This window comes from Pseudomonas oryzihabitans, assembly GCF_024652905.1.
Taxonomy (GTDB): domain Bacteria; phylum Pseudomonadota; class Gammaproteobacteria; order Pseudomonadales; family Pseudomonadaceae; genus Chryseomonas; species Chryseomonas benzopyrenica.
In genome coordinates, this window is record NZ_CP102428.1 from 2,312,605 (window position 1) to 2,332,424 (window position 19,820).

Below are 19,820 nucleotides of genomic sequence, written 5' to 3' on the forward strand. Positions count from 1 at the left end.
CAGCATCAAGGTTTGTCTGGAGTAGGCGACGCCGCTTCACGCCTTCCGTCATGGCCGGGGATAGCCCGGCGACTTCGCGATCGGCCTGGCGTCTGCCACACAGACCTACAGCGGCGTCACCGTCACCTCGACCACCGGATCGTGGTCGCCGCCGCCAAGGATCACTCCGCGCAGCGGCGAGACGTCGGTGAAGTCGCGGCCCCAGGCCAGGGTGATGTGCTCCAGGTCCGGCAGGACGTCGTTGGTGGGATCGAAGTCGACCCAGCCCTGCAGTGGGCAATGCACGCTGATCCAGGCATGGGAGGCGTCGGCGCCGATCAGCCGCGGCTTGCCGGGTGGCGGACGGGTCAGCAGATAGCCGCTGACATAGCGCGCCACCAGCCCCAGGGCGCGCAGGCAGGCCAGCATCAGGTGGGCGAAGTCCTGGCAGACGCCATGGCGGTGCTCCAGCACCTCGCGCAGGGGCGTCGCCACCTGGGTGGCGGTGGCGTCGAAGCGGAATTCGCGATGGATCTTTTCCATCAGCGCCCGACAGCCCAGCAGCAGCGGCCGACCCGGTGGAAAGCAGTCCTCGGCGAAGCGGGCGAAGATGCCGTCCAGGGGCACCGCCGGCGATTCGAAGCGGAAGTGGTGGACGTCCAACGAGACCCGGGCGGCGGGATAGCGCAGACCGTCGCGCACCTCTTCCCAGGGGGGCGAATCCGCCAGCCTGAGTCCGGCGCGGGAGTCCACCTCCACCTCCAGCTCGGTGCCGACATAGAGTTCGTCGTGGGGGCGCTCGAAGGATAGCCGCGTCAGCGGATTGCCGAAGGCGTCCCAGGCGTCCTGGCGCTGGGTCGGTTGCGGCAGGATAGCCAATTGCCGGGACAGGCAACGCTGCCAGGCGCAGTCGCGCGGCAGCAGGTGCAGCAACTGCTGGGAAAGCGACACCGGCGCCTCGTAGCGATAGTGGGTGTCGTGCTGGATGCGATAGCGGACCTGGTTCATCACATGGACACCGTGCGCTGACTGACGGCATCGACATGGGCGAAGCAGCGATAGATGACCCGCTCGGACAGCTGGCTGCTGGCCTCGGCGATCTGTCGCAGCAGGCGCGCCAGGCCCTGCTGCACCTCGATCCGGCCGGCGTCGCCGAACAGGGTGTTCTCCAGGGTCGCGAGGTCGAAGCGGCGCAGCCGGTCGTAGGCATCGTGCAGCGCCGGATCGCGGGGCAGGCCGTAGTAACGTTCCAGGTGCTCCACGGCGTTGATCAGCGCATGCAGCTGGAAGCGGATCGAATAGGGGTTGTGCTCGTGCAGCATCAGCAGGTCCAGCATCGGGATCAGCTGGGGCGCCGCCTGGTAGCGGGAGCGATAGGTGATGATGCTGTTGCCCAGCTCCAGCAGCCATTCCAGACCCGCCGCGTCCCAGGTGGCGCCCCCTTCGAGAAAGTGCGCCAGGCTGCCGGCGAGGAATTGCACCCGTTCGATGCGCCGGCAGATCATCAGAAAGCGCCAGCTCTCGTCGTGGGTCATGTCGTCGAAGGTGAAGCCGGCCACCGCCGCCAGCGCCATCACCAGGCGGTTGAGACTCTGCAGCGCTTCGCCCGGCTCGCTGCCCACCTGGCCCAGGCCATGGGCCTCGCGCTCCACCTCGCGGATGGCGCGCCAGTTCTCCGGCGACAGCCGTCCGCGGACCTGGGCCGCGGCCCAATGCAGGCGCTGCAGGTTGGCGCCCAGGCCGCTGGGAAAGTCACCCGGCCCCAGGGCCGCGCGCAGTTGCTCCGCCAGCCGGTCACCCGCTGGCAGCAACTCCAGGGCCGTGGCCAGATCGATGGCCGACTGCACCGCCGGCCTGCCGTCGTCGGCATCCAGGTAGCGACTCAGAACGATCCGTAGAAGGCGCGCGGCATCCTCGCAACGTTCGCTGTAGCGACCGTACCAGAACAGGTTTTCGGCGGTGCGCGAGGGCAGGAAGGGATCCTTGCGTACCAGATCGCGCACCCCCAGCACCCGCGCGCCGGGCACCTCGGCGGCGGCACGGCTGCCACCCAGCACCCAGGTGTCCTTGCTCGACCCGCCGCGCTGCATGGACACCACCGCGGCGCCCTCGTGGGCGACCCGGGTCAGGCCGCCGGGCATCACCCAGTAGCCGTCTTCGCTGGCCACCGCATAGACGCGCATGCCGATGGCCCGCGACTGCAGGCTACCGCCCTGCCAGACCGGCGCCTGGGACAGCTGGATACGCTCCTGGGCGACATAGGCATGGGGCGTGGCCAGGATGCGCGCGCGCAATTCGGCCAGTCCCTCGGTATCCAGCGCCTTGCCGAACACCGGCTCAAAGCCCTGGGCCGGATAGGCCGGCTTAATCACCAGCTCCGCCAGGCGTGCCAGGGCCACTTCCCGTACCGGCGTCTCGCCGCACCACCAGGTGGCCACGGAGGGCAGTGCCAGGGTCTCGCCGAGCAGAGCCTGGCAGACGCCAGGCAGAAAGCCCAGCAGACCGGGCGACTCCAGCAGCCCGCTACCCAGGGCATTGGCCATGATGACATTGCCCTGACGTACCGCTTCCAGCAGACCGGGCACGCCCAGCGCCGAATCGGTGCGCAGCTCCAGCGGATCGCAGAAGTCGTCGTCCAGCCGGCGGAACACCGCGTGGACGCGCCTCAGCCCGCTCAGGGTCTTCAGATAGAGGCAGGCGTCGCGCACCGTGAGGTCCTGGCCTTCCACCAGCGGAAAGCCCAGTTGCCGGGCCTGGTAGAGGTGCTCGAAGTAGGTCTCGTTGTAACGCCCCGGCGTCAGCAGCACTGCCAGCGGCGCCTCCTCGCCGATGTCCAGCCCGGTGCTCAGGGTGCGCTGCAGGGCCTGGAAATAGCCGTTGAGCGGCTGGACCTGCAGGTCGCGGTGCAGGTCGGGAAAGGCCCGCGCCACGATATGCCGGTTCTCCAGCGCATAGCCGGCGCCGGAGGGCGCCTGGGTGCGATCGGCCAGCACCCACCAGCGGCCATCGGGCGCGCGGGCCAGATCCACCGCATAGACGTGCAGCCAGGTATCGCCCGGCGGGCGCAACCCCTGGCAGGCCCAGAGAAAGTTGTTGTGACCGAACACCAGCTCCGGCGGCAGCAGCCGCTCGTGCAACAGGCGCTGCTCGCCATAGAGATCGCCCAGGACCCGGTTCAGCAGGCGCGCCCGCTGCGCCACGCCGGCGGCCAGGGGCGCCCACTCCTCCGCCGAGATCAGCTGCGGCAGCAGGTCCAGCGCCCAGGGCCGGTCGCTGCCCTTGGGATCGGCGTAGACGTTGTAGGTGACGCCGTTTTCCTGGATCTGCCGGGCGATCAATGCCTGGCGCTGGTCGAGCTGCGCCGGTCGCAGCCCGGCCAGATGGCCGTAGAAGCGGCGCCAGGGCGGCCGCACGCCACCCCGCGGACTCCAGAGTTCGTGGTAGCTGCCGGTCATGTCGCTGGCATTGCGGGAAGCGTTCGGGGGCATGGTCGGAGGACGGCTGACAGGCTACGAAAGCGGGTTCGAAAAGGTCGAGTCGGCAGGCACGGCCAGGCAGGCGTGCCGGTCTCGCCGGTAACCTAGGGTAGTGGTGTCGCTCGGGATGCGCCACCGCAAACACGGGCCGCCGCGGCCAGCGGGGCGCAATCAGATCCGGGGACCTATCCTAGAGCCCTCGCCGGCGGTGCCAGGCGACGAACAACCCGGAACTCCAGGGTCGAGCCGCTCTACTAATCCGCTAGCAAGACGCCAGCGCCCCGCCGGCGTCCGACGCGGCCGCTCTCGCCAGGTATTAGCCCCATGCGCAATTTTCTCGGAAGCTACAGTTCGAATCGTCAGCAACGCAATGCCCTGCGCGCCCTGCCCGTCCAGCGCAAGGTCGCCAACTGCACCTGCGGCCAGGCCATCTTCTTTCCCAACAGCGAATGCCTGGCCTGCGGCAATGCCCTCGGCTACGCCCCGGACCAGGGCACGCCAACGGCGCTGCAGCCCGCCGAAGGCGGCCTCTGGCAGCTGCCCGAGGCCAGCAGCGGCCTCTATCGTCGCTGCGCCAACCTGGATACCCCGGCCGCCTGCAACTGGCTGGTGCCGGCCGAATCGGGCGAAAACTTCTGCGTGGCCTGCCAGCTCAATCACACCATTCCGGATCTGTCCTTCGAGGGCAACGGCGAGCGCTGGCGCAAGCTGGAGCTGGCCAAGCGGCAACTGGTCGCCCAGTTGCTGGGCCTGGGCCTGCAGGTAATCCCCCAGAGCCAGGATACCGAGCACGGACTCGCCTTCGACTTTCTCGCCCCCGATGCCACTGGCACCCCCACCACCGGGCACGCCAATGGCCTCATCACCCTGAACATCCTCGAAGCGGACGATGCCCACCGGGAAAAGGTCCGCGCCGACATGCACGAACCCTATCGCACCCTGCTCGGCCATTTCCGCCATGAAGTGGGTCACTACTACTTCGATCGTCTGGTCGCCGGCACCGCCTGGGAGGAGCCCTTCCGCGCCCTGTTCGGCGACGAGCGCGCCGACTATGGCGAGGCCCTCCAGCGCCACTACGAGCAGGGCGCGCCGGCTGGCTGGGAAAGCCAGTACGTCAGCGCCTATGCCACCATGCACCCCTGGGAAGACTGGGCGGAGACCTGGGCGCACTACCTGCACATGATGGACACCCTGGCCACCGCTGCCAGCCTGGGCATGAACGCCGGCAGCCTGCAGCTGGATTTCCAGCCCTTCACCCGCGAGGCGCTGTACGAGGCCGAGGACCGCAGCGATGATGAATTCCTTGGCTTCGCCAATGCCTGGATCGAACTGGCGGCCATGCTCAACGAACTGTCCCGCAGCATGGGCCAACCGGACTTCTATCCCTTCGCCCTGCCCGCGCCGGTGATCGCCAAGCTGCACTTCATCCACAAGGTCATCCACTCGGCCCAGCCCAGCGTGCTGGAACAGGGTCTGGCCGCGGACGACACCACGGCGGGTGCCACCCTGGCCGCTACCCTCTGATCGGGGTCCTGCTCAACCGAGCAGGACGATGCCCCAGACCGCGGCGATGATGAACATGGCCACGAACTGCGCAGCGCTGCCCAGATCCTTGGCGTTCTTCGACAGTTCGTGCCAGTCCAGGGAAATCCGATCCACCACTGCCTCGATGGCGGCGTTGAACAGCTCGACCACCAGCGACAGCAGGCAGACCGCCACCAGCAATGCCCGTTCGCCGCGACTCACCTCCAGCCAGAAGGCCAGCGGTACCAGCACCACATTGAGCATCACCAGTGAGCGAAAGGCCGCTTCCTGGCGAAAGGCCGTGCGCAGGCCGGCCAGGGAATAGCCGGTGGCATTGATGACCCGGCGCAGACCGGTCTTGCCTTTGTAGGGAGAGATCACCGAAAAGCTCCATCCAGCAGGGGCGAACCGCCGATCCGGGTGGACGGCAGCTGCAAGAAAGTGAAAGTCGACGGTCGCGCCCAGTTCAGGCGCCGAGAGCGCCTGGGTCAGCTGGAGGTGCTCTCCAGCTGTTGCAGCAGCAGGGCCGCCTGGGTGCGGGTGCGGACACCGAGCTTGCGGAAGATGGCCGTGGCATGGGCCTTGACCGTAGCCTCGGAGACATTGAGCTCGAAGGCGATCTGCTTGTTGAGCAGCCCTTCGCAGAGCATGGTCAGCACCCGGAACTGCTGTGGGGTGAGACTGGCGAGCCCGGCGCTGGCGGCCTTGGCTTCCTCGCTCAGGGCGGCGGCACCTTCCACCTGCGGCGGCCACCAGGTATCACCGTCCAGTACCTGGCTGACCGCCTGCTGCAGGGTACTCAGATCGCTGGACTTGGGAATGAAGCCACTGGCGCCGAATTCCCGGGCGCGTTGCACCACCGCCGGTTCTTCCTGGGCCGAGATCATTACCACCGGCACCTGGGGATACTGGCCACGCAAGAGGACCAATCCGGAAAAGCCATAGGCCCCGGGCATGTTGAGGTCGAGCAGGACCAGATCCCAGTCGGTGCGCTCGGCCAGGCAAGCCTGGAGCTCGGCGATGTCGGCCACCTCGGTGAGCCGTGCCTGGGCGCCCAAGCCGAGGGTCAGGGCCTGCTGCAGGGCGCTGCGAAACAGCGGATGATCGTCGGCGATCAGTATCTGGTAGGCAGCCGCCATGGTGTAGCTTTCCTTGTTGTCGTGAGAGCCTGCGTCGACCAGTACCTGGCGCCCGGGCTGCGTGCAAGCATGCCCAACGGCGCGGATGGGAGCAAGGCCGGGCGGACCGCGGACGGTAGGCAAGACCCAGCGGTTTGCGGCACAGTTGCCGTTTTGCCCAAGAGACGCCCATGCCCAGCGCCGCCCTGCGTGCCGATCTGCTCATGCTGCTCACCGCCCTCATCTGGGGCAGCGCCTTCATCGCCCAGACCGGCGGCATGGAGCACATCGGCCCCTTTCTCTATACCGGCCTGAGATTCGCCCTGGGCGCCCTCACCCTGCTGCCATTGCTGCTGTACCTGCGCCGCCGTGGCCGCCAGCGGCGCCTGAACCGCGACACCTTCAAGGGCGGCCTGCTGATGGGCCTGGTGCTGACCCTGGGCATCAATCTGCAGCAGGTCGGGCTGCTGTTCACCAGCGTGACCAACTCCGGCTTCATCACCGGTCTCTATGTCATCGTGGTGCCGCTGCTGGGACTGCTGCTCGGCCAGCGCAGCCATCTGGGCACCTGGATCGGCGCCAGTCTGGCGGTGGTGGGCATGGGGTTGCTGAGCATCGGCGACAACTTCCAGGTGGCGTCCGGCGATCTGCTGCAACTGGCCGGCGCCCTGGCCTGGGGCGTCCATGTCCTGCTGGTGGGACACTATTCCAGTCGTCACGACGCCACGGTGCTATCGATCCTGCAGTTCGTCGTCTGCGCCATCATCAGCCTGGTGCTGGCGCTGGTCTTCGAGCCGATCCACTCGGCTCAGATCGTCCTGGCGCTGCCCGAGCTGCTCTATGGCGGGGTGATCGCCGCCGGCATCGGCTACACCCTGCAGGTCTTCGCCCAGCGCGGCGCCATCGCCTCCCATGCGGCGGTGATCTTTTCCCTGGAGGCGGTATTCGCCGCCTTCTTCGGTGCCTGGTTGCTGGGCGAGGCCCTCAGCGGTCGTGGCTACCTGGGCTGCGTGCTGATGTTCGCCGGCATGCTGGCCGCCCAGCTCTGGCCGCGCCAGGCGCCGGTGGAGATCAAACCGGTCAACTAGCGCGCAGGGCCTTCAGTTGCCTACTGGCTGGGCTGTCCGCCGCCAGCGGCAGATGATGCTTGGCATCCAGGTAGCGCTCGCTGAACACGTCCAGGTAGGCCTCCAGCAGCCGCCCGGCCGGCGCCTCGCCAGCCAGTTCCAGGCACAGGGCGGCGACCTCGGCGGTGCAGAGGTGCTCGCCGCGGGTGGAGCGCCGCAGGCGGTAGCGCGACAGGGCAGTGGGCTGGAAACTCAACACCGGCAGGCGGTCCAGGTAGGGACTCTTGCGAAACATCTTGCGCGCTTCGGTCCAGGTGGCATCCAGCAAGACGAACAGCGGTCGCTGGCCGGGTGCCAGCGGCAGGGTCTCGACCACCCGCTCGGGGGCCGCGTATTCGCCAGGAAACACCAGCAGCGGTTGCCATTCTGGCTGCGCCAGCAGCTCCGGCAGCCCCGGGTCCACCGTCGTGCGACTCCAGCCGAAGGCGTGGGTATCGACCACCACGTCGGCGATCAGCCAACCGGTGTTGCTCGGTTTGAGCGGCTCGACATCGTGCATCAGCAGGCACATGCCGGCGTGGGTCTGGCGCAGGGGGCGCAGGTCGCAGAGGCAATGACTGGGGGCCAGGCGGCAATTCGGGCAGCGCGCCATGCGCGAGCCCCGGGCGATGAAGGGCTTGATGCTGCGCGCCAGGCGCTCCTGGCGCAGACGGGCCACGGCATGCAGAGGGGTATCGCTGATCGGGGTCATGCCGGGCTCGCGGGTAAAAGCGCAGTTTACCAGAGCGATCGGGATGCCCGCGGCGGCCAGGCAGGTTACCCTGCGTAGACGCCTTGCGAACCCCCGCCCGCGACCACGGTCGAAACGGGCTCCTCTACGCTGGAGAACACGATGCCTCGTTTTGCTTTGCTCGCCCTGACCCTCGCCCTGCCCTTCACCGTCCAGGCGGCCGAGTCGCTCAAGGACCACGAGCTCAACCAGATGCTGCGCAAGGTCGCCACCGAGAGCAGCCAGGGCACGCCACGCGCCATCAACGAGGACATCCTCGACCGCGGCTACACCGTGCAGGGCAAGCAGCTGGTCAACAACCTCAGCGTGCGCCCGGCGCATGCCGCGCGCATGCGCGAGAATCCGGCCACGGTGCGGGTGCAGCTCGCCGAGAGCGTCTGCCAGAACAACGGCTATCGCCAGTTGCTGGCCCGTGGCGCCACCCTGGTCTATGACTTCACCGAATACCAGACCAACAAGCCGGTCATGGTCGAGCGCTTCCAGGCTGCCGACTGCGGCCTGGGCAAGTAAGCGGAGGGTCGCGGCATGACCGAGGACAACGACGACAGCTACCTGGCCCGCCACGTGGAGCCCAGCGCCGCCGATCTCGGTCAGCGCATCGACGAATTGCTGGAGCACGCCCTGCCGGGCGGCAGCCCCAATCTGGGCCTCTATCGCGAGATGCTGGTGACGGTGGTGCGCATGGCGCAGACCAATCCGGCGCGCTGGGACGCCAAGATCATGCTGCAGACCCTCAAGGAGCTGGAGCAGGCCTTCCGTACCCTGGAGCGCTTTCGCCGGCGGCGCAAGGTCACGGTGTTCGGCTCAGCGCGGACCCGGATCGATCACGGCCTTTACGCCCTTGCCCGCGACTTGGGCAGCGCTCTGGCCCGCCGCGACATGATGGTCATCACCGGCGGCGGCGCCGGCATCATGGGCGCCGCCCACGAGGGCGCCGGGCCCGAGGCCAGCCTGGGCTTCAACATCACCCTGCCCTTCGAACAGCGCGCCAATCCCACCATCGAAGGCACGGATCACCTGCTGTCCTTCCACTTCTTCTACGTGCGCAAGCTGTTCTTTCTCAAGGAGGCGGACGCCCTGGTGCTCTGCCCCGGCGGCTTCGGCACCCTGGACGAGACCTTCGAGGTGCTCACCCTGATCCAGACCGGCAAGAGCCCGCTGGTACCGCTGGTGTTGCTGGATACCCCCGACGGCCACTTCTGGGACGATACCCTGGCCTATCTGGAGCGTAATCTGCTGGACGAAGGCTACATCCTGCCCGCCGATCTCAAGCTGGTCCGGCTGGTACGCTCACCGGAGGCCGCCGCGGCCGAGATCGAGCGCTTCTATGGCAACTACCACTCCACCCGCCGGCGTGACGGCCTGCTCCATATCCGTCTCAAGCACGCCGTGACCCCGGCTTGCCTGGAGCAATTGGCCAGGGATTTCGGCGACCTTTGCCGCACCCCGGGCTTCACCCAGCTGGCCCCGGGCGAAGGCCAGGCCGACGAAGCGGAATTCGCCCACCTGACGCGCCTCACCTTCGACTTCCACGGCCGCCACTACGGCCGCCTGCGCGAACTGGTAGACGAACTCAATCGCCCGGAGCATTGGGTATCCTCGTAGGTTGGCGCTGAGCACAGCGAAGCCCAACGCATCCAGACCCTGGAATCCCTGTTGGGCTTCGACGATGGAGCCGTCTCAACCCAACCTACCCAACTGCCCCGTAGGTTGGCGCTGAGCGCAGCGAAGCCCAACGCATCCAGACCTCGGAGTCTCTGTTGGGCTTCGACGATGGAGCCGTCTCAACCCAACCTACGTCAGTTGTCCCATAGGTTGGCGCTGAGCACAGCGAAGCCCAACGCATCCAGACCCTGGAGTCCCTGTTGGGCTTCGACGATAGAGCCGTCTCAACCCAACCTACCCCAGTTGCCCGTAGGTTGGCGCTGAGCACAGCGAAGCCCAACAGACCCTGGAGCCCGTGTTGGGCTTCGACGATGGAGCCGTCTCAACCCAACCTACGTCAGTTGTCCCGTAGGTTGGCGCTGAGCACAGCGAAGGCCAACAGAACAGGCTGCCTACCGCCGACTCAGCACCCGGTTGATCCCATCCATGGCATAGCCCCGATAGGCCAGGAAGCGACCCTGCTTGGCGCGTTCCTTGGCATCAGCTGGGGGCGTACCGAATTTCCTGCGCCAGACATCTTCGAGGTGCGCCTGCCAGTCCACGTCCGCTTCACGCAGTGCGGCTTCCACCTGATCCCGCTGCAAGCCGCGCTGACCCAGTTCTTCGCGAATGCGCATGGGCCCGTAACCGGAACGGGCACGGCTGGCGATGTAGCTTTCCAGATAGCGACTCTCGTCGAGCAGGCCATCCTCGGCCAGGCGATCCAGCACCGGGCCGAGCAGGCTTTCCTCGGCCCCGCGCCGCCGCAGTTTTCGCGATAGCTCCTCGCGACCATGTTCGCGACGGGCCAGCAGATCCATGGCGGCGAAACGAATGGCAGCGGTGGTATCCAGTGGATTGCCCAAGGGTGATCCTCCTTATGCAAAAACCCCCGCACGAGGCGGGGGTTGTGTCAAACGTGGCACCCGATCACAGATCGATGTCAGCGTCTTCTTCGGCGGCCACTTCGGCCTTCTGATTGGTCGGCTGACTCAGCAGCTTCTCGCGAATCGCCTTGTCCACGGCACCCTTGATCTCGGGATTGTCTTCCAGGAACTTGGCGGCATTGCCCTTGCCCTGGCCGATCTTGCTGCCCTGGTAGCTGTACCAGGCACCCGACTTCTCGATCAGACCCAGCTGCACGCCCAGATCGATGATCTCGCCGTTCAGGTAGATGCCCTTGCCGTAAAGAATCTGGAACTCGGCCTGGCGGAACGGCGGTGCCACCTTGTTCTTGACCACCTTAACGCGGGTTTCGCTGCCGATCACCTCGTCGCCTTCCTTCACCGCGCCGATGCGACGGATGTCGAGACGGACCGAGGAGTAGAACTTCAGGGCGTTACCGCCGGTGGTGGTCTCGGGGTTGCCGAACATCACGCCGATCTTCATGCGGATCTGGTTGATGAAGATGACCAGGCAGTTGGCGTTCTTGATGTTGCCGGTGATCTTGCGCAGCGCCTGGGACATCAGACGCGCCTGCAGACCCACGTGCATATCACCCATCTCGCCTTCGATCTCGGCCTTGGGCACCAGGGCCGCTACCGAGTCGACGATGATGACGTCGACCGCGTTGGAGCGCACCAGCATGTCGGTGATTTCCAGGGCCTGTTCGCCGGTATCCGGCTGGGACACCAGCAGGTCGTCGACGTTGACGCCCAGCTTGCCGGCGTAGTCCGGATCGAGCGCGTGCTCGGCGTCGACGAAGGCGCAGGTGGCGCCCTGCTTCTGCGCCTGAGCAATGACCGACAGGGTCAGGGTGGTCTTACCCGAGGATTCAGGACCGTAGATTTCGACGATCCGGCCCTTGGGCAGACCACCGATGCCGAGGGCGATGTCCAGACCCAGGGAGCCGGTGGAAATCGCTGGAATGGCCTGGCGCTCGTGATCGCCCATGCGCATCACGGTGCCCTTGCCGAATTGCTTTTCGATCTGTCCCAAGGCCGCGGCCAGGGCACGCTTTTTGTTGTCGTCCATTAGATTCCTCTCGGAGAAAGAAGGGCCAGACGGCCGTGGATACCTGTATAAGTGAACAGTATTAAACCATAGTCGCCCTCTGGTTGCTACACCCGAGGGCCTTTTTCCTCGGCCAGCAAGGCCAATAAAACCTGCAGGGCACGGACCTGGGTCTGCTGGCGGACCGCGGCGCGATCGCCGGCAAAGACCTGCCGTTCGGTGCGCAAATTTTCTCCATCGCGCCAGGCTAGCCAGACCGTGCCGACCGGCTTGCCCGGCACCGCGCCACCCGGCCCGGCGATACCGCTCACCGCGACCGCAAAGCGAGCACCGGCGCGCTGTTGCGCACCCAGCGCCATGGCCGTTACCACCTCTTCGCTGACCGCGCCGACCTGCTCGAACAGCGCCTCGGGTACGTCCAGCTGCAGGGTCTTCTGCCGGTTGGAATAGGTGACGAAGCCGGCCTCGAACCAGGCCGAGCTGCCGGCGACGCGGGTGATCGCCTCGGCGATGCCGCCGCCGGTGCAGGATTCGGCGGTGGTCACCTGGGCACCCGCCGCCTGCAGGGCGTCGCCCAACCGCTGGGCGAGACTATCGAGGGAATCCATCGAGACCTTCCTGTGCGAAAGAGAACATAAGAGGTGACCGCGGCAAGCGAGCGCCTGCAGCGACCACTGGTCGGCCTGCACCTTAGACCGGCTTGCCGGCCCGCGTGAGAAAAGATTTACTGAAACCGGTTTCAGGCATCTACAAAATCCTAACAGCGGTACGCCATGAACGATGTCTTCATCCCCGGTCCGCGCGCCACCCGTGCGACCATCGCCGAAGTGGCCGCCGTCGCCGGCGTGTCCAAGGCCAGCGTGTCCCGCTATATCAGCGGCGATCGTCGCCTGCTGTCAGACGCCCTCGCCACGCGCATCGAGCAGGCCGTGGTCGCCCTCGATTTCCAGCCCAACCAGATGGCCCGTGGCCTCAAGCGTGGACGCAGTCGCCTGATCGGCATGCTGGTGGCCGACCTGCTCAATCCCTACTCCACCGCGGTGATGCACGGCGTGGAAACCGCCTGCCGCCAGCAGGGCTATTCGCTGCTGATCTGCAACACCGATCAGGACGCCCGCCAGGAGCGCCAGCAACTGGCCGCGCTGCAGTCCTACAGCATCGAAGGCCTTATCGTGAACACCTTCGGCCAGCATGCCGCCGACCTGCAGCACCTGGGCAGCCGTCTGCCACTGGTGCTGCTGGACCGCGAGTTGCCGGGCGTCGAGGCCGATCTGGTCGGCCTCGACAACCACCAAGCTATCGAGCTGGGGGTAGCGCACCTGCGCGAGCAGGGCTATCGCGACCTGCTGCTGGTGAGCGAGCCCCTGGACGGGACCAGCTCGCGCCTCCAGCGCCTGGGCGCCTTCGACGCGGCCCTGGCCGAGCACCCTGACTGTCGTGGCGGACACTGTGGCGAGGCCGACAACGCCCTGGCGCTGCAAGCCGCCCTGGCCGCCTTCCTCGCCAGCCCCGGCCCCGGCTCCAAGGCGCTGCTCACCGCAAACGGTGTGGCGACCCTGGCCACGACCCTGGCGCTGCAGGCCCTGGGCGAGCCCCTGTTCGAGCGCCTCGGCCTGCTGGCCCTGGACGATCTGGACTGGTTTCCGCTGGTGGGTGGCGGCATCAGCGCCCTCGCCCAGCCGACCCATGCCTTGGGCGTGGCCGCCTTCGAACGCTTGCAGCGGCGCATCGACGGGGATCGCAGCGCCCCGGTGCAGCAGACCTTCGGCGCGGAACTGCGCGTCCGCCAGTCGACTCGCGCCAGGGCCTGAGGGCACCTTTCGCATTTTTATCCGTCATTTATTGAAACCGGTTTCAGGAGAATAACAATGCCACCGGAGATCGCCATCACCACCTCGGCCTTTGGCGCCGACGGGGTCCGTACTCAGGGCCAGGCCGCCTGGCTCGACCTGATCGCCGCTGCGGGCGCCACCCAGGTGGAAATCCGCGCCGAACTCTTCACCGATACGCCCGATTTCGCTGCCCTAGGCGCCGCCATCCAGGCGGCTGGTCTGGGTTGTGTCTATTCGGTCCCCCTCGAACTCTGGCCCGACGCCGGCGCGGCCTTCTCGCCGCGCCTGCCCGAAGCCATCGCCGAAGCCCGCCTGCTGGGCGCCGATACCCTCAAGGTGTCGCTCGGACACTATCGCGCGGCGGCCGATCTTTCGGCGCTTGGCAGCTTGCTACGGGACGGTGGTCCGCAGCTGCTGGTGGAAAACGACCAGACCGCCCAGGGTGGCCGGGTCGAACCGTTGCGCGCCTTCATCCAAGCGGTCCGGGCAGCAGGCCTGCCAATAGGGCTGACCTTCGATGTCGGCAACTGGCGCTGGCAGGACGAAGATCCGCTGCAGGCCGCTCGCCTGCTCGGCCCGGACGTCCGTTACCTGCATTGCAAGGCGGTCCGTCGCCGCGCGGGTGGCCTGCACGCCGTGCCGCCGGAAGCCGCCGATCTGCTGGCCTGGCAAGGCCTGATGACCTATTTCCCCCACGGCTTGCGGCGCGCCATCGAATTTCCCCTGATGGGTGCGGATCTACTGGCCGAGACCCGCCGCCAGGTGGCGGCGCTGCGCACCTTGGATGGCCATGCCCAGGAGGAACGCCGGCATGGCTGACATCGACATCCTCGCCTTTGGCGAAACCATGGCCATGTTCGTTGCCGAGACGCCGGGCGACCTGGCCACGGTCGGCCAGTTCGGCAAGCGCATCGCCGGCGCCGACAACAATGTGGCCATCGGCCTGAGCCGCCTGGGCTTCAGGGTCGCCTGGCTGTCGCGCGTCGGTGACGACTCCTTTGGCCGCTTCGTGCGCGCCAGCCTAGAGGCCGAGGGGCTGGACTGCAGCCGCCTCACCGTCGATCCGCATCACCCCACCGGCTTCCAGCTCAAGTCCCGCGCCGCCGATGGCAGCGATCCGGTGGTGGAGTACTTCCGCCGCGGCTCGGCGGCCAGCCACCTCAACATCGAGGAGGATTTCGACCCGAGTCTGCTGCAGGCGCGTCACCTGCATGCCACCGGTATCCCGCCGGCACTGTCGCCCAGCGCCCGCGCCTTCAGCCGCCACCTGCTGCAGGCCATGCGCGACGCCGGTCGCAGCATCTCCTTCGACCCCAATCTGCGGCCTTCGCTGTGGGACAGCGAAGAGCAGATGCGCCGCGAGCTCAACGACCTCGCCGCCCTCGCCGACTGGGTGCTGCCCGGCCTGGCCGAGGGCCGGCTGCTGACCGGCTACCACACCCCGGCGGACATCGCTGCCTTCTACCTCGACCGCGGCGCCAAGGCCGTGGCCATCAAGCTCGGTCCCGAAGGTGGCTACTGGCGCACCCCTAAGGCCGAGGGTGAGGTCCCCGGCGTGCCCGTGGCCGAGGTGGTGGACACCGTCGGCGCCGGTGATGGCTTCGCCACCGGCTTCGTCAGCACCCTGCTCGATGGCCTCGATGTCGCCGCCGCCGTCGCCCGCGGCAACTGGATCGGCGCCCGCGCCGTGCAGGTGGTCGGCGACATGGAAGGACTGCCCTACCGACACGAACTGCCCTGATCTACACCTTTACAAGAACAATCAAGCAGGTGACCCCATGAACGCCTCTTCTCTCGCTCCACGCCGCTGGTGGTATCTGATGCCAGTGGTCTTCATCACCTACAGCCTGGCCTACCTCGACCGGGCCAACTATGGCTTCGCCGCCGCCTCGGGCATGGCCGACGACCTGGGCATCACCCCGGCGATGTCCTCGCTGCTCGGTGCGCTGTTCTTTCTCGGCTACTTCTTCTTCCAAGTACCCGGCGCCATCTATGCCGAGAAGCGCAGCGTCAAGCGGCTGATCTTCTGGAGCCTGATCGCCTGGGGCGGCCTGGCCACCCTGACCGGCATGGTGCCCAACGTCACCCTGCTCATCGCCATCCGCTTCCTGCTCGGCGTCGTCGAAGCGGCGGTGATGCCGGCGATGCTGGTCTATCTCTGCCACTGGTTCACCAAGCGCGAGCGCTCGCGGGCCAATACCTTCCTGATCCTCGGCAACCCGGTGACCATTCTCTGGATGTCGGTGGTCTCGGGCTATCTGATCCATGCCCTGGACTGGCGCTGGATGTTCATCATCGAAGGCCTGCCAGCGGTGATCTGGGCCTTCATCTGGTGGCGCCTGGCCGCCGAGCGGCCCAAGGATGCCACCTGGCTCGCCGCCGAGGAAAAGACCCGCCTGGAGGAGGCGCTGAAGGCCGAACAACAGGGCATGAAGCCGGTCAAGAACTACGCCGAAGCCTTCCGTTCGCCCAAGGTCATCCTGCTGTCGCTGCAATATTTCTGCTGGAGCATCGGCGTCTATGGCTTCGTCCTTTGGTTGCCGTCGATCCTGCGCCAGGGCGCCCAACTGGACATCGTCCAGGCCGGCTGGCTGTCCTCCCTGCCCTACCTGGCCGCCGTGCTGGCCATGCTCGGCGTGTCCTGGGCCTCGGACCGCATGCAGAATCGCAAACTGTTCGTCTGGCCGCCGCTGCTGATCGCCGCGCTGGCCTTCCTCGGCTCCTTCGCCCTCGGCCCTCACCACTTCTGGTGGTCCTACGCGCTGCTGGTGGTGGCGGGGGCCTGCATGTACGCCCCCTATGGCCCCTTCTTCGCCATCGTCCCGGAGATCCTGCCCGTCAACGTCGCCGGTGGCGCCATGGCGCTGATCAACAGCATGGGCGCCCTGGGCTCCTTTGCCGGCTCCTACCTGGTGGGCTATCTCAACGGCGTGACCGGCGGTCCCGGCGCGTCCTTCGGCTTCATGGGCGGCGCCCTGCTGGTGTCCGTGGTCCTCACCCTGCTTCTGCGCCAGGAACCGGTCGCTCGCGCCGCGGCGCTCAAGCCCGCCACCAGTCACTAGAGGAAGACTCGTCCATGAAAAAGAAGGTGATCCACTACAAGGCCCTGTCGCCGGTGCTGACCGCGCGACTGCGCGAGGCCTTCGACCTGGAGTACATCGACGTCAAGGCCCCGGGCGGCGAAGCCCGGTTGCGCGAACGCCTGCCCGAGGCCCAGGGCCTGCTCGGCTCCAGCTTCAAGCTGACGCCCGAACTACTGGATTTGGCGCCCCGGCTGGAAGCCATCGCCAGCGTCTCGGTGGGCTTCGACAGCTACGACCTGCCCTATCTGCAGCGGCGCGGCATCCTGCTCTGCAACACCCCGGATGTGCTCACCGAAAGCGTCGCCGATGCCGCCTTCGCCCTGCTGCTCGCCACCGCGCGGCGCATCGTCGAGCTGGCCGACTGGGTCCGCGCCGGCCAGTGGCAGGCCAGTCTGGGCGAGGACCATTTCGGCTGCGACGTCCATGGCAAGACCCTGGGCCTGGTGGGCATGGGCCGCATTGGCCAGGCCATCGCCCGCCGCGCCCACCTGGGCTTCGGCATGCAGGTCAACTACACCGCCCACGCCGCCAAGCCGGAGGTGGACGAACGCTTTGGCGCACGCTTCCTGACGCTGCCGGAGTTGCTGGCGAGCTGCGACTTCCTCTGCGTCACCGTGCCCCTGAGCGACGAGACCCACCACCTGTTGGGCGCTGCCGAACTGGCGCGGTTGCCGGCTCATGCGATCCTGATCAATGTCTCGCGTGGCCCGGTGATCGATGAAACCGCGCTGATCACCGCCCTGCAGCAAGGCCGCCTGCGTGGCGCCGGGCTGGACGTCTTCGATCGCGAACCCGTGGCGCCGGACTCGCCCCTGCTGCGCCTGCCCAACGTGGTGCCGACGCCACACCTGGGCTCGGCGACCCAGGAGACGCGCGAGGCCATGGCCCGCTGCGCGGTGGACAACCTGCTGGCCGCTCTGGACGGTCGCCGACCGGCGAATCTGGTCAACCCGGAGGTCTGGCAGCACCGCGAGTGAGCCTTGGCGCTCATTTGTGGTCAGACCATTATCAGCCCAACGGAGAACGCCCCATGACCGCCTTCGACGATCCCCAAGCTTTCGTCAACCGCGTACGCGAGCAGGCCGCCGATGCCGAGCGCAGCGGCGACATCCCCCGCCTGCTGCAACTGGTCAACGAACTGGCCACCGCCTTCGAGCGCCAGGCCCGCAGCACGGCGGCGGACAACGCCGAGGTGGCGCGCGCCGTCGAGGAGTTCGAGCGGCACGAAGGCACCTGAACCGTCGGTCCGCCCGCCTTTCTGTCGTGCGCCCTTTCGGTACCGTGACGGACCAGCGTCCCGAGGTCTAGCTCTAGTGCCCATCGCCACCCACACCCTGCTCGGCCGGCTACTCAAGCTGGTCCCGCGGGACGCTCCCGCCCCCTGGCGCTATCTGGGCGCGGCCCTGCTGATCGGCATCGCGGCCGGGATCCGGTTGAGTCTGGGCATCGACAGCCTGCCCTATCTGCTGTTCATCCCCTTCATCATGGCCGCGGCCTTCTGGTTCGGCCTGGGTCCCGGCCTCTGTGCCATCCTGCTGTCGGTGCTGCTGGCCGAGACCCTGTTCGTCAAGGCGCCGGCCTATTTCGCGCTGTTCTCCGAACGCTGGGTGTCCCATGCCCTGTTCGTGCTGGTCAATATCATCATGGCGACGGTCTGCGCGGCCCAGCGCCGCAGCCTGGAGTCCCTCTATCGCTTCGCCGGCAATCTCGGCGAACAGGTCACCCTGCGCACCCGTCAGCGCGACCTGATCTGGCAGGCCAGCCCCGACCTGCTCTGTACGGCGACCCTGGAAGGCCAGCTGCTGGACCTCAATCCAGCCTGGACCCATACCCTGGGCTGGAGCGAAGAGCAGTTGCGCCACGAGCCCTTCATGGCCTTCGTGCACGTCGAGGATCGCGCCCGCACCGAGGCGGCCCTGAAGCGCCTGGCGCTTGGCGAACCGGTGTTCGGCTTCGAGAATCGCTATCGGCATCGCGAAGGCGGCTATCGCTGGCTGTCGTGGAATTCGGTGCTGCAGGAGGGCCTCATCTATTCCGCGGTGCGCGAGGTCACCGCCATCCGCGAACAACAGGAAGCCCTGCGTCAGACCGAAGAGCAACTGCGCCAGAGCCAGAAGATGGAAGCCGTTGGCCAGCTCACCGGCGGGATCGCTCACGATTTCAACAATCTGCTGACCGGGGTGATCGGCAGCCTCGACATGCTCAGTCTGCGCCTGGCGCAGGGTCGTTTCACCGACCTCGAACGCTATGCCACGGGTGCCAAGGGCGCCGCCGAACGCGCCGCGGCCCTCACCCACCGCCTGCTGGCCTTTTCCCGTCGCCAGGCGCTGGATCCCTCGGCCACTCAGACCAACGCCCTGGTGCAGGGCATGGAAGAGCTCATCCGCCGCTCGGTAGGCCCCCAGGTCGAGATCCATATCGAACTGGCCGAGGCGCTCGACCTCACCCTGTGCGATCCCCACCAGCTGGAAAACGCCCTGCTCAATCTGTGCATCAACGCCCGGGATGCCATGCCCGAGGGTGGCACGCTGCGCATCGTCACCGCCAATCGCCGCCTCAACGACGCCCAGGCCACCGCGCTGGAATTGCCGGCTGGCGACTACGTGACCCTGGCGGTACTCGACACCGGTTCCGGAATGCCGCCCGAGGTCCTGGCGCGCGCTTTCGATCCCTTCTTCACCACCAAGCCGGTGGGCATGGGCACTGGCCTGGGCCTGTCGATGATCTATGGCTTCGCCAGGCAGTCCGGTGGCGTTGCCCATATCGCCTCGGCTCCGGGCCGAGGCACTACCGTGACGCTCTATCTGCCACGCCTGGTGGAAATCCCACCGCCGTCGGTCGAGACGATGCGTACCTCGCCGTTACGCTATCCCGCTGGCATGACGGTGCTGGTGGTGGACGACGAACCCCTGGTGCGGACGCTGGTGGACGAGGCCCTGCGCGAACACCGCATCCGCACCCTGGAGGCGACCGATGCCGCCACCGCATTGCAGGTGCTGGAATCGGATACGCCGCTGGATCTGCTGATCGCCGACGTCGGCCTGCCGGGCGGGTTGAGCGGCTGCCAGCTCGCCGCCCTGGCCCGGGAGCGTCGCCCGGGTCTGATGACCCTGCTGATCACCGGCTACGCCGAGGCGGAGCTACCCGGCGAACCCCTGCCCGCCCCTGGCGTCGAGGTGCTGGCCAAGCCCTTCACCCTGGAAAGGCTCATGACCCAGATCGATCTGCTGCTGGCCGCCCGCGAGCAAAAGCCGCAGGCCTGATGCCGCTCCCTTGAGCCGAGTGGGGCCGACAAACGCCACGAGTTGGTGGACAATACGCGGCTATCCCAAGGCAACCGGATCGAAACACCCG

General features: G+C 67.1%; 19 protein-coding genes. 11 read left to right on the top strand and 8 right to left on the bottom strand.

Annotation, left to right across the window (positions count from 1 at the left end; all coding sequences use genetic code 11):
• Window positions 1-105: 105 nt before the first annotated feature.
• The gene (locus NRG74_RS10800) at window positions 106-987 is read right to left on the bottom strand and encodes a transglutaminase family protein (RefSeq protein WP_257706496.1); all 882 of its coding nucleotides are present in this window, start codon (window positions 985-987) and stop codon (window positions 106-108) included.
• Window positions 987-3,467 (bottom strand): circularly permuted type 2 ATP-grasp protein, encoded by a 2,481-nt coding sequence (locus NRG74_RS10805; RefSeq protein WP_257706497.1) that lies wholly within the window; start codon window positions 3,465-3,467, stop codon window positions 987-989. Before NRG74_RS10805 ends, NRG74_RS10800 begins: the two co-directional genes overlap by 1 nt.
• A 312-nt stretch (window positions 3,468-3,779) precedes the next feature.
• On the opposite strand from NRG74_RS10805, the gene NRG74_RS10810 reads away from it, so the two are divergent.
• Window positions 3,780-4,979 carry a zinc-binding metallopeptidase family protein gene (locus NRG74_RS10810; RefSeq protein WP_257706498.1) on the top strand — a complete coding sequence of 400 codons (1,200 nt, stop codon included), beginning with the start codon at window positions 3,780-3,782 and terminating at the stop codon, window positions 4,977-4,979.
• Window positions 4,980-4,991: 12 nt separating this feature from the next.
• Here NRG74_RS10810 and NRG74_RS10815 read toward each other — a convergent pair whose 3' ends face one another.
• Both NRG74_RS10815 and erdR read right to left on the bottom strand, forming a co-directional pair.
• Window positions 4,992-5,360, bottom strand: coding sequence for a diacylglycerol kinase (locus NRG74_RS10815; RefSeq protein ID WP_064306739.1), 369 nt, complete (start codon window positions 5,358-5,360; stop codon window positions 4,992-4,994).
• A gap of 107 nt (window positions 5,361-5,467) precedes the next feature.
• A complete protein-coding gene (erdR, locus tag NRG74_RS10820; protein WP_017639013.1) occupies window positions 5,468-6,118 on the bottom strand; it encodes a response regulator transcription factor ErdR in 651 nt (216 codons plus the stop codon).
• 170 nt (window positions 6,119-6,288) lie between these two features.
• Between erdR and NRG74_RS10825 the strand changes: the two genes are divergently transcribed.
• Window positions 6,289-7,185: a DMT family transporter gene (locus NRG74_RS10825; protein ID WP_257706499.1), complete on the top strand. Its 897-nt coding sequence runs from the start codon at window positions 6,289-6,291 to the stop codon at window positions 7,183-7,185.
• Here NRG74_RS10825 and NRG74_RS10830 read toward each other — a convergent pair.
• Window positions 7,178-7,915 (bottom strand): tRNA-uridine aminocarboxypropyltransferase, encoded by a 738-nt coding sequence (locus tag NRG74_RS10830; protein ID WP_257706500.1) that lies wholly within the window; start codon window positions 7,913-7,915, stop codon window positions 7,178-7,180. The two genes, NRG74_RS10825 and NRG74_RS10830, sit on opposite strands and share 8 nt — an antisense overlap.
• Window positions 7,916-8,056: 141 nt before the next feature.
• Here NRG74_RS10830 and NRG74_RS10835 point away from each other — a divergent pair, with 141 nt between their 5' ends.
• Complete coding sequence (locus NRG74_RS10835; RefSeq protein ID WP_017639016.1) at window positions 8,057-8,464, top strand: quorum-sensing-regulated virulence factor family protein; 408 nt, start codon at window positions 8,057-8,059, stop codon at window positions 8,462-8,464.
• Window positions 8,465-8,479: 15 nt separating this feature from the next.
• Window positions 8,480-9,559 carry a TIGR00730 family Rossman fold protein gene (locus NRG74_RS10840; protein WP_257706501.1) on the top strand — a complete coding sequence of 360 codons (1,080 nt, stop codon included), beginning with the start codon at window positions 8,480-8,482 and terminating at the stop codon, window positions 9,557-9,559.
• 452 nt (window positions 9,560-10,011) lie between these two features.
• Here NRG74_RS10840 and recX read toward each other — a convergent pair whose 3' ends face one another.
• The 3 genes from recX to NRG74_RS10855 form a co-directional block, all read right to left on the bottom strand.
• Window positions 10,012-10,419, bottom strand: coding sequence for a recombination regulator RecX (gene recX / locus NRG74_RS10845; RefSeq protein WP_064306781.1), 408 nt, complete (start codon window positions 10,417-10,419; stop codon window positions 10,012-10,014).
• Between the two features lie 109 nt (window positions 10,420-10,528).
• Entirely contained in the window at window positions 10,529-11,572 is a 1,044-nt protein-coding gene (recA, locus tag NRG74_RS10850; RefSeq protein WP_017639019.1) for a recombinase RecA, read from the bottom strand.
• Between the two features lie 86 nt (window positions 11,573-11,658).
• Window positions 11,659-12,159, bottom strand: coding sequence for a CinA family protein (locus NRG74_RS10855; protein ID WP_017639020.1), 501 nt, complete (start codon window positions 12,157-12,159; stop codon window positions 11,659-11,661).
• 165 nt (window positions 12,160-12,324) lie between these two features.
• On the opposite strand from NRG74_RS10855, the gene NRG74_RS10860 reads away from it, so the two are divergent.
• From NRG74_RS10860 to NRG74_RS10890, 7 genes are all read left to right on the top strand, one after another.
• Window positions 12,325-13,362 carry a LacI family DNA-binding transcriptional regulator gene (locus tag NRG74_RS10860; RefSeq protein ID WP_257706502.1) on the top strand — a complete coding sequence of 346 codons (1,038 nt, stop codon included), beginning with the start codon at window positions 12,325-12,327 and terminating at the stop codon, window positions 13,360-13,362.
• 57 nt (window positions 13,363-13,419) lie between these two features.
• Complete coding sequence (locus NRG74_RS10865) at window positions 13,420-14,202, top strand: sugar phosphate isomerase/epimerase family protein (RefSeq protein WP_257706503.1); 783 nt, start codon at window positions 13,420-13,422, stop codon at window positions 14,200-14,202.
• Window positions 14,195-15,124, top strand: coding sequence for a sugar kinase (locus NRG74_RS10870; protein ID WP_257706504.1), 930 nt, complete (start codon window positions 14,195-14,197; stop codon window positions 15,122-15,124). Before NRG74_RS10865 ends, NRG74_RS10870 begins: the two co-directional genes overlap by 8 nt.
• A gap of 37 nt (window positions 15,125-15,161) precedes the next feature.
• Window positions 15,162-16,445, top strand: coding sequence for an MFS transporter (locus NRG74_RS10875; protein ID WP_257706505.1), 1,284 nt, complete (start codon window positions 15,162-15,164; stop codon window positions 16,443-16,445).
• 14 nt (window positions 16,446-16,459) lie between these two features.
• Complete coding sequence (locus tag NRG74_RS10880) at window positions 16,460-17,443, top strand: NAD(P)-dependent oxidoreductase (protein ID WP_257706506.1); 984 nt, start codon at window positions 16,460-16,462, stop codon at window positions 17,441-17,443.
• Window positions 17,444-17,496: 53 nt separating this feature from the next.
• Window positions 17,497-17,703, top strand: a complete 207-nt coding sequence (locus NRG74_RS10885; RefSeq protein WP_007159388.1) for a hypothetical protein — start codon at window positions 17,497-17,499, stop codon at window positions 17,701-17,703.
• A 76-nt stretch (window positions 17,704-17,779) separates the two neighbouring features.
• Complete coding sequence (locus tag NRG74_RS10890; RefSeq protein WP_257706507.1) at window positions 17,780-19,729, top strand: ATP-binding protein; 1,950 nt, start codon at window positions 17,780-17,782, stop codon at window positions 19,727-19,729.
• Window positions 19,730-19,820: the final 91 nt, after the last annotated feature.

Bases quoted from the DNA above. Each gene is read 5' to 3' on its own strand.
- NRG74_RS10800 (WP_257706496.1), bottom strand. From the start codon at position 987: ATGAACCAGGTCCGCTATCGCATCCAGCACGACACCCACTATCGCTAC.
- NRG74_RS10805 (WP_257706497.1), bottom strand. From the start codon at position 3,467: ATGCCCCCGAACGCTTCCCGCAATGCCAGCGACATGACCGGCAGCTAC.
- NRG74_RS10810 (WP_257706498.1), top strand. From the start codon at position 3,780: ATGCGCAATTTTCTCGGAAGCTACAGTTCGAATCGTCAGCAACGCAAT.
- erdR (WP_017639013.1), bottom strand. From the start codon at position 6,118: ATGGCGGCTGCCTACCAGATACTGATCGCCGACGATCATCCGCTGTTT.
- NRG74_RS10825 (WP_257706499.1), top strand. From the start codon at position 6,289: ATGCCCAGCGCCGCCCTGCGTGCCGATCTGCTCATGCTGCTCACCGCC.
- NRG74_RS10830 (WP_257706500.1), bottom strand. From the start codon at position 7,915: ATGACCCCGATCAGCGATACCCCTCTGCATGCCGTGGCCCGTCTGCGC.
- NRG74_RS10835 (WP_017639016.1), top strand. From the start codon at position 8,057: ATGCCTCGTTTTGCTTTGCTCGCCCTGACCCTCGCCCTGCCCTTCACC.
- NRG74_RS10840 (WP_257706501.1), top strand. From the start codon at position 8,480: ATGACCGAGGACAACGACGACAGCTACCTGGCCCGCCACGTGGAGCCC.
- recX (WP_064306781.1), bottom strand. From the start codon at position 10,419: ATGGATCTGCTGGCCCGTCGCGAACATGGTCGCGAGGAGCTATCGCGA.
- recA (WP_017639019.1), bottom strand. From the start codon at position 11,572: ATGGACGACAACAAAAAGCGTGCCCTGGCCGCGGCCTTGGGACAGATC.
- NRG74_RS10855 (WP_017639020.1), bottom strand. From the start codon at position 12,159: ATGGATTCCCTCGATAGTCTCGCCCAGCGGTTGGGCGACGCCCTGCAG.
- NRG74_RS10860 (WP_257706502.1), top strand. From the start codon at position 12,325: ATGAACGATGTCTTCATCCCCGGTCCGCGCGCCACCCGTGCGACCATC.
- NRG74_RS10865 (WP_257706503.1), top strand. From the start codon at position 13,420: ATGCCACCGGAGATCGCCATCACCACCTCGGCCTTTGGCGCCGACGGG.
- NRG74_RS10870 (WP_257706504.1), top strand. From the start codon at position 14,195: ATGGCTGACATCGACATCCTCGCCTTTGGCGAAACCATGGCCATGTTC.
- NRG74_RS10875 (WP_257706505.1), top strand. From the start codon at position 15,162: ATGAACGCCTCTTCTCTCGCTCCACGCCGCTGGTGGTATCTGATGCCA.
- NRG74_RS10880 (WP_257706506.1), top strand. From the start codon at position 16,460: ATGAAAAAGAAGGTGATCCACTACAAGGCCCTGTCGCCGGTGCTGACC.
- NRG74_RS10885 (WP_007159388.1), top strand. From the start codon at position 17,497: ATGACCGCCTTCGACGATCCCCAAGCTTTCGTCAACCGCGTACGCGAG.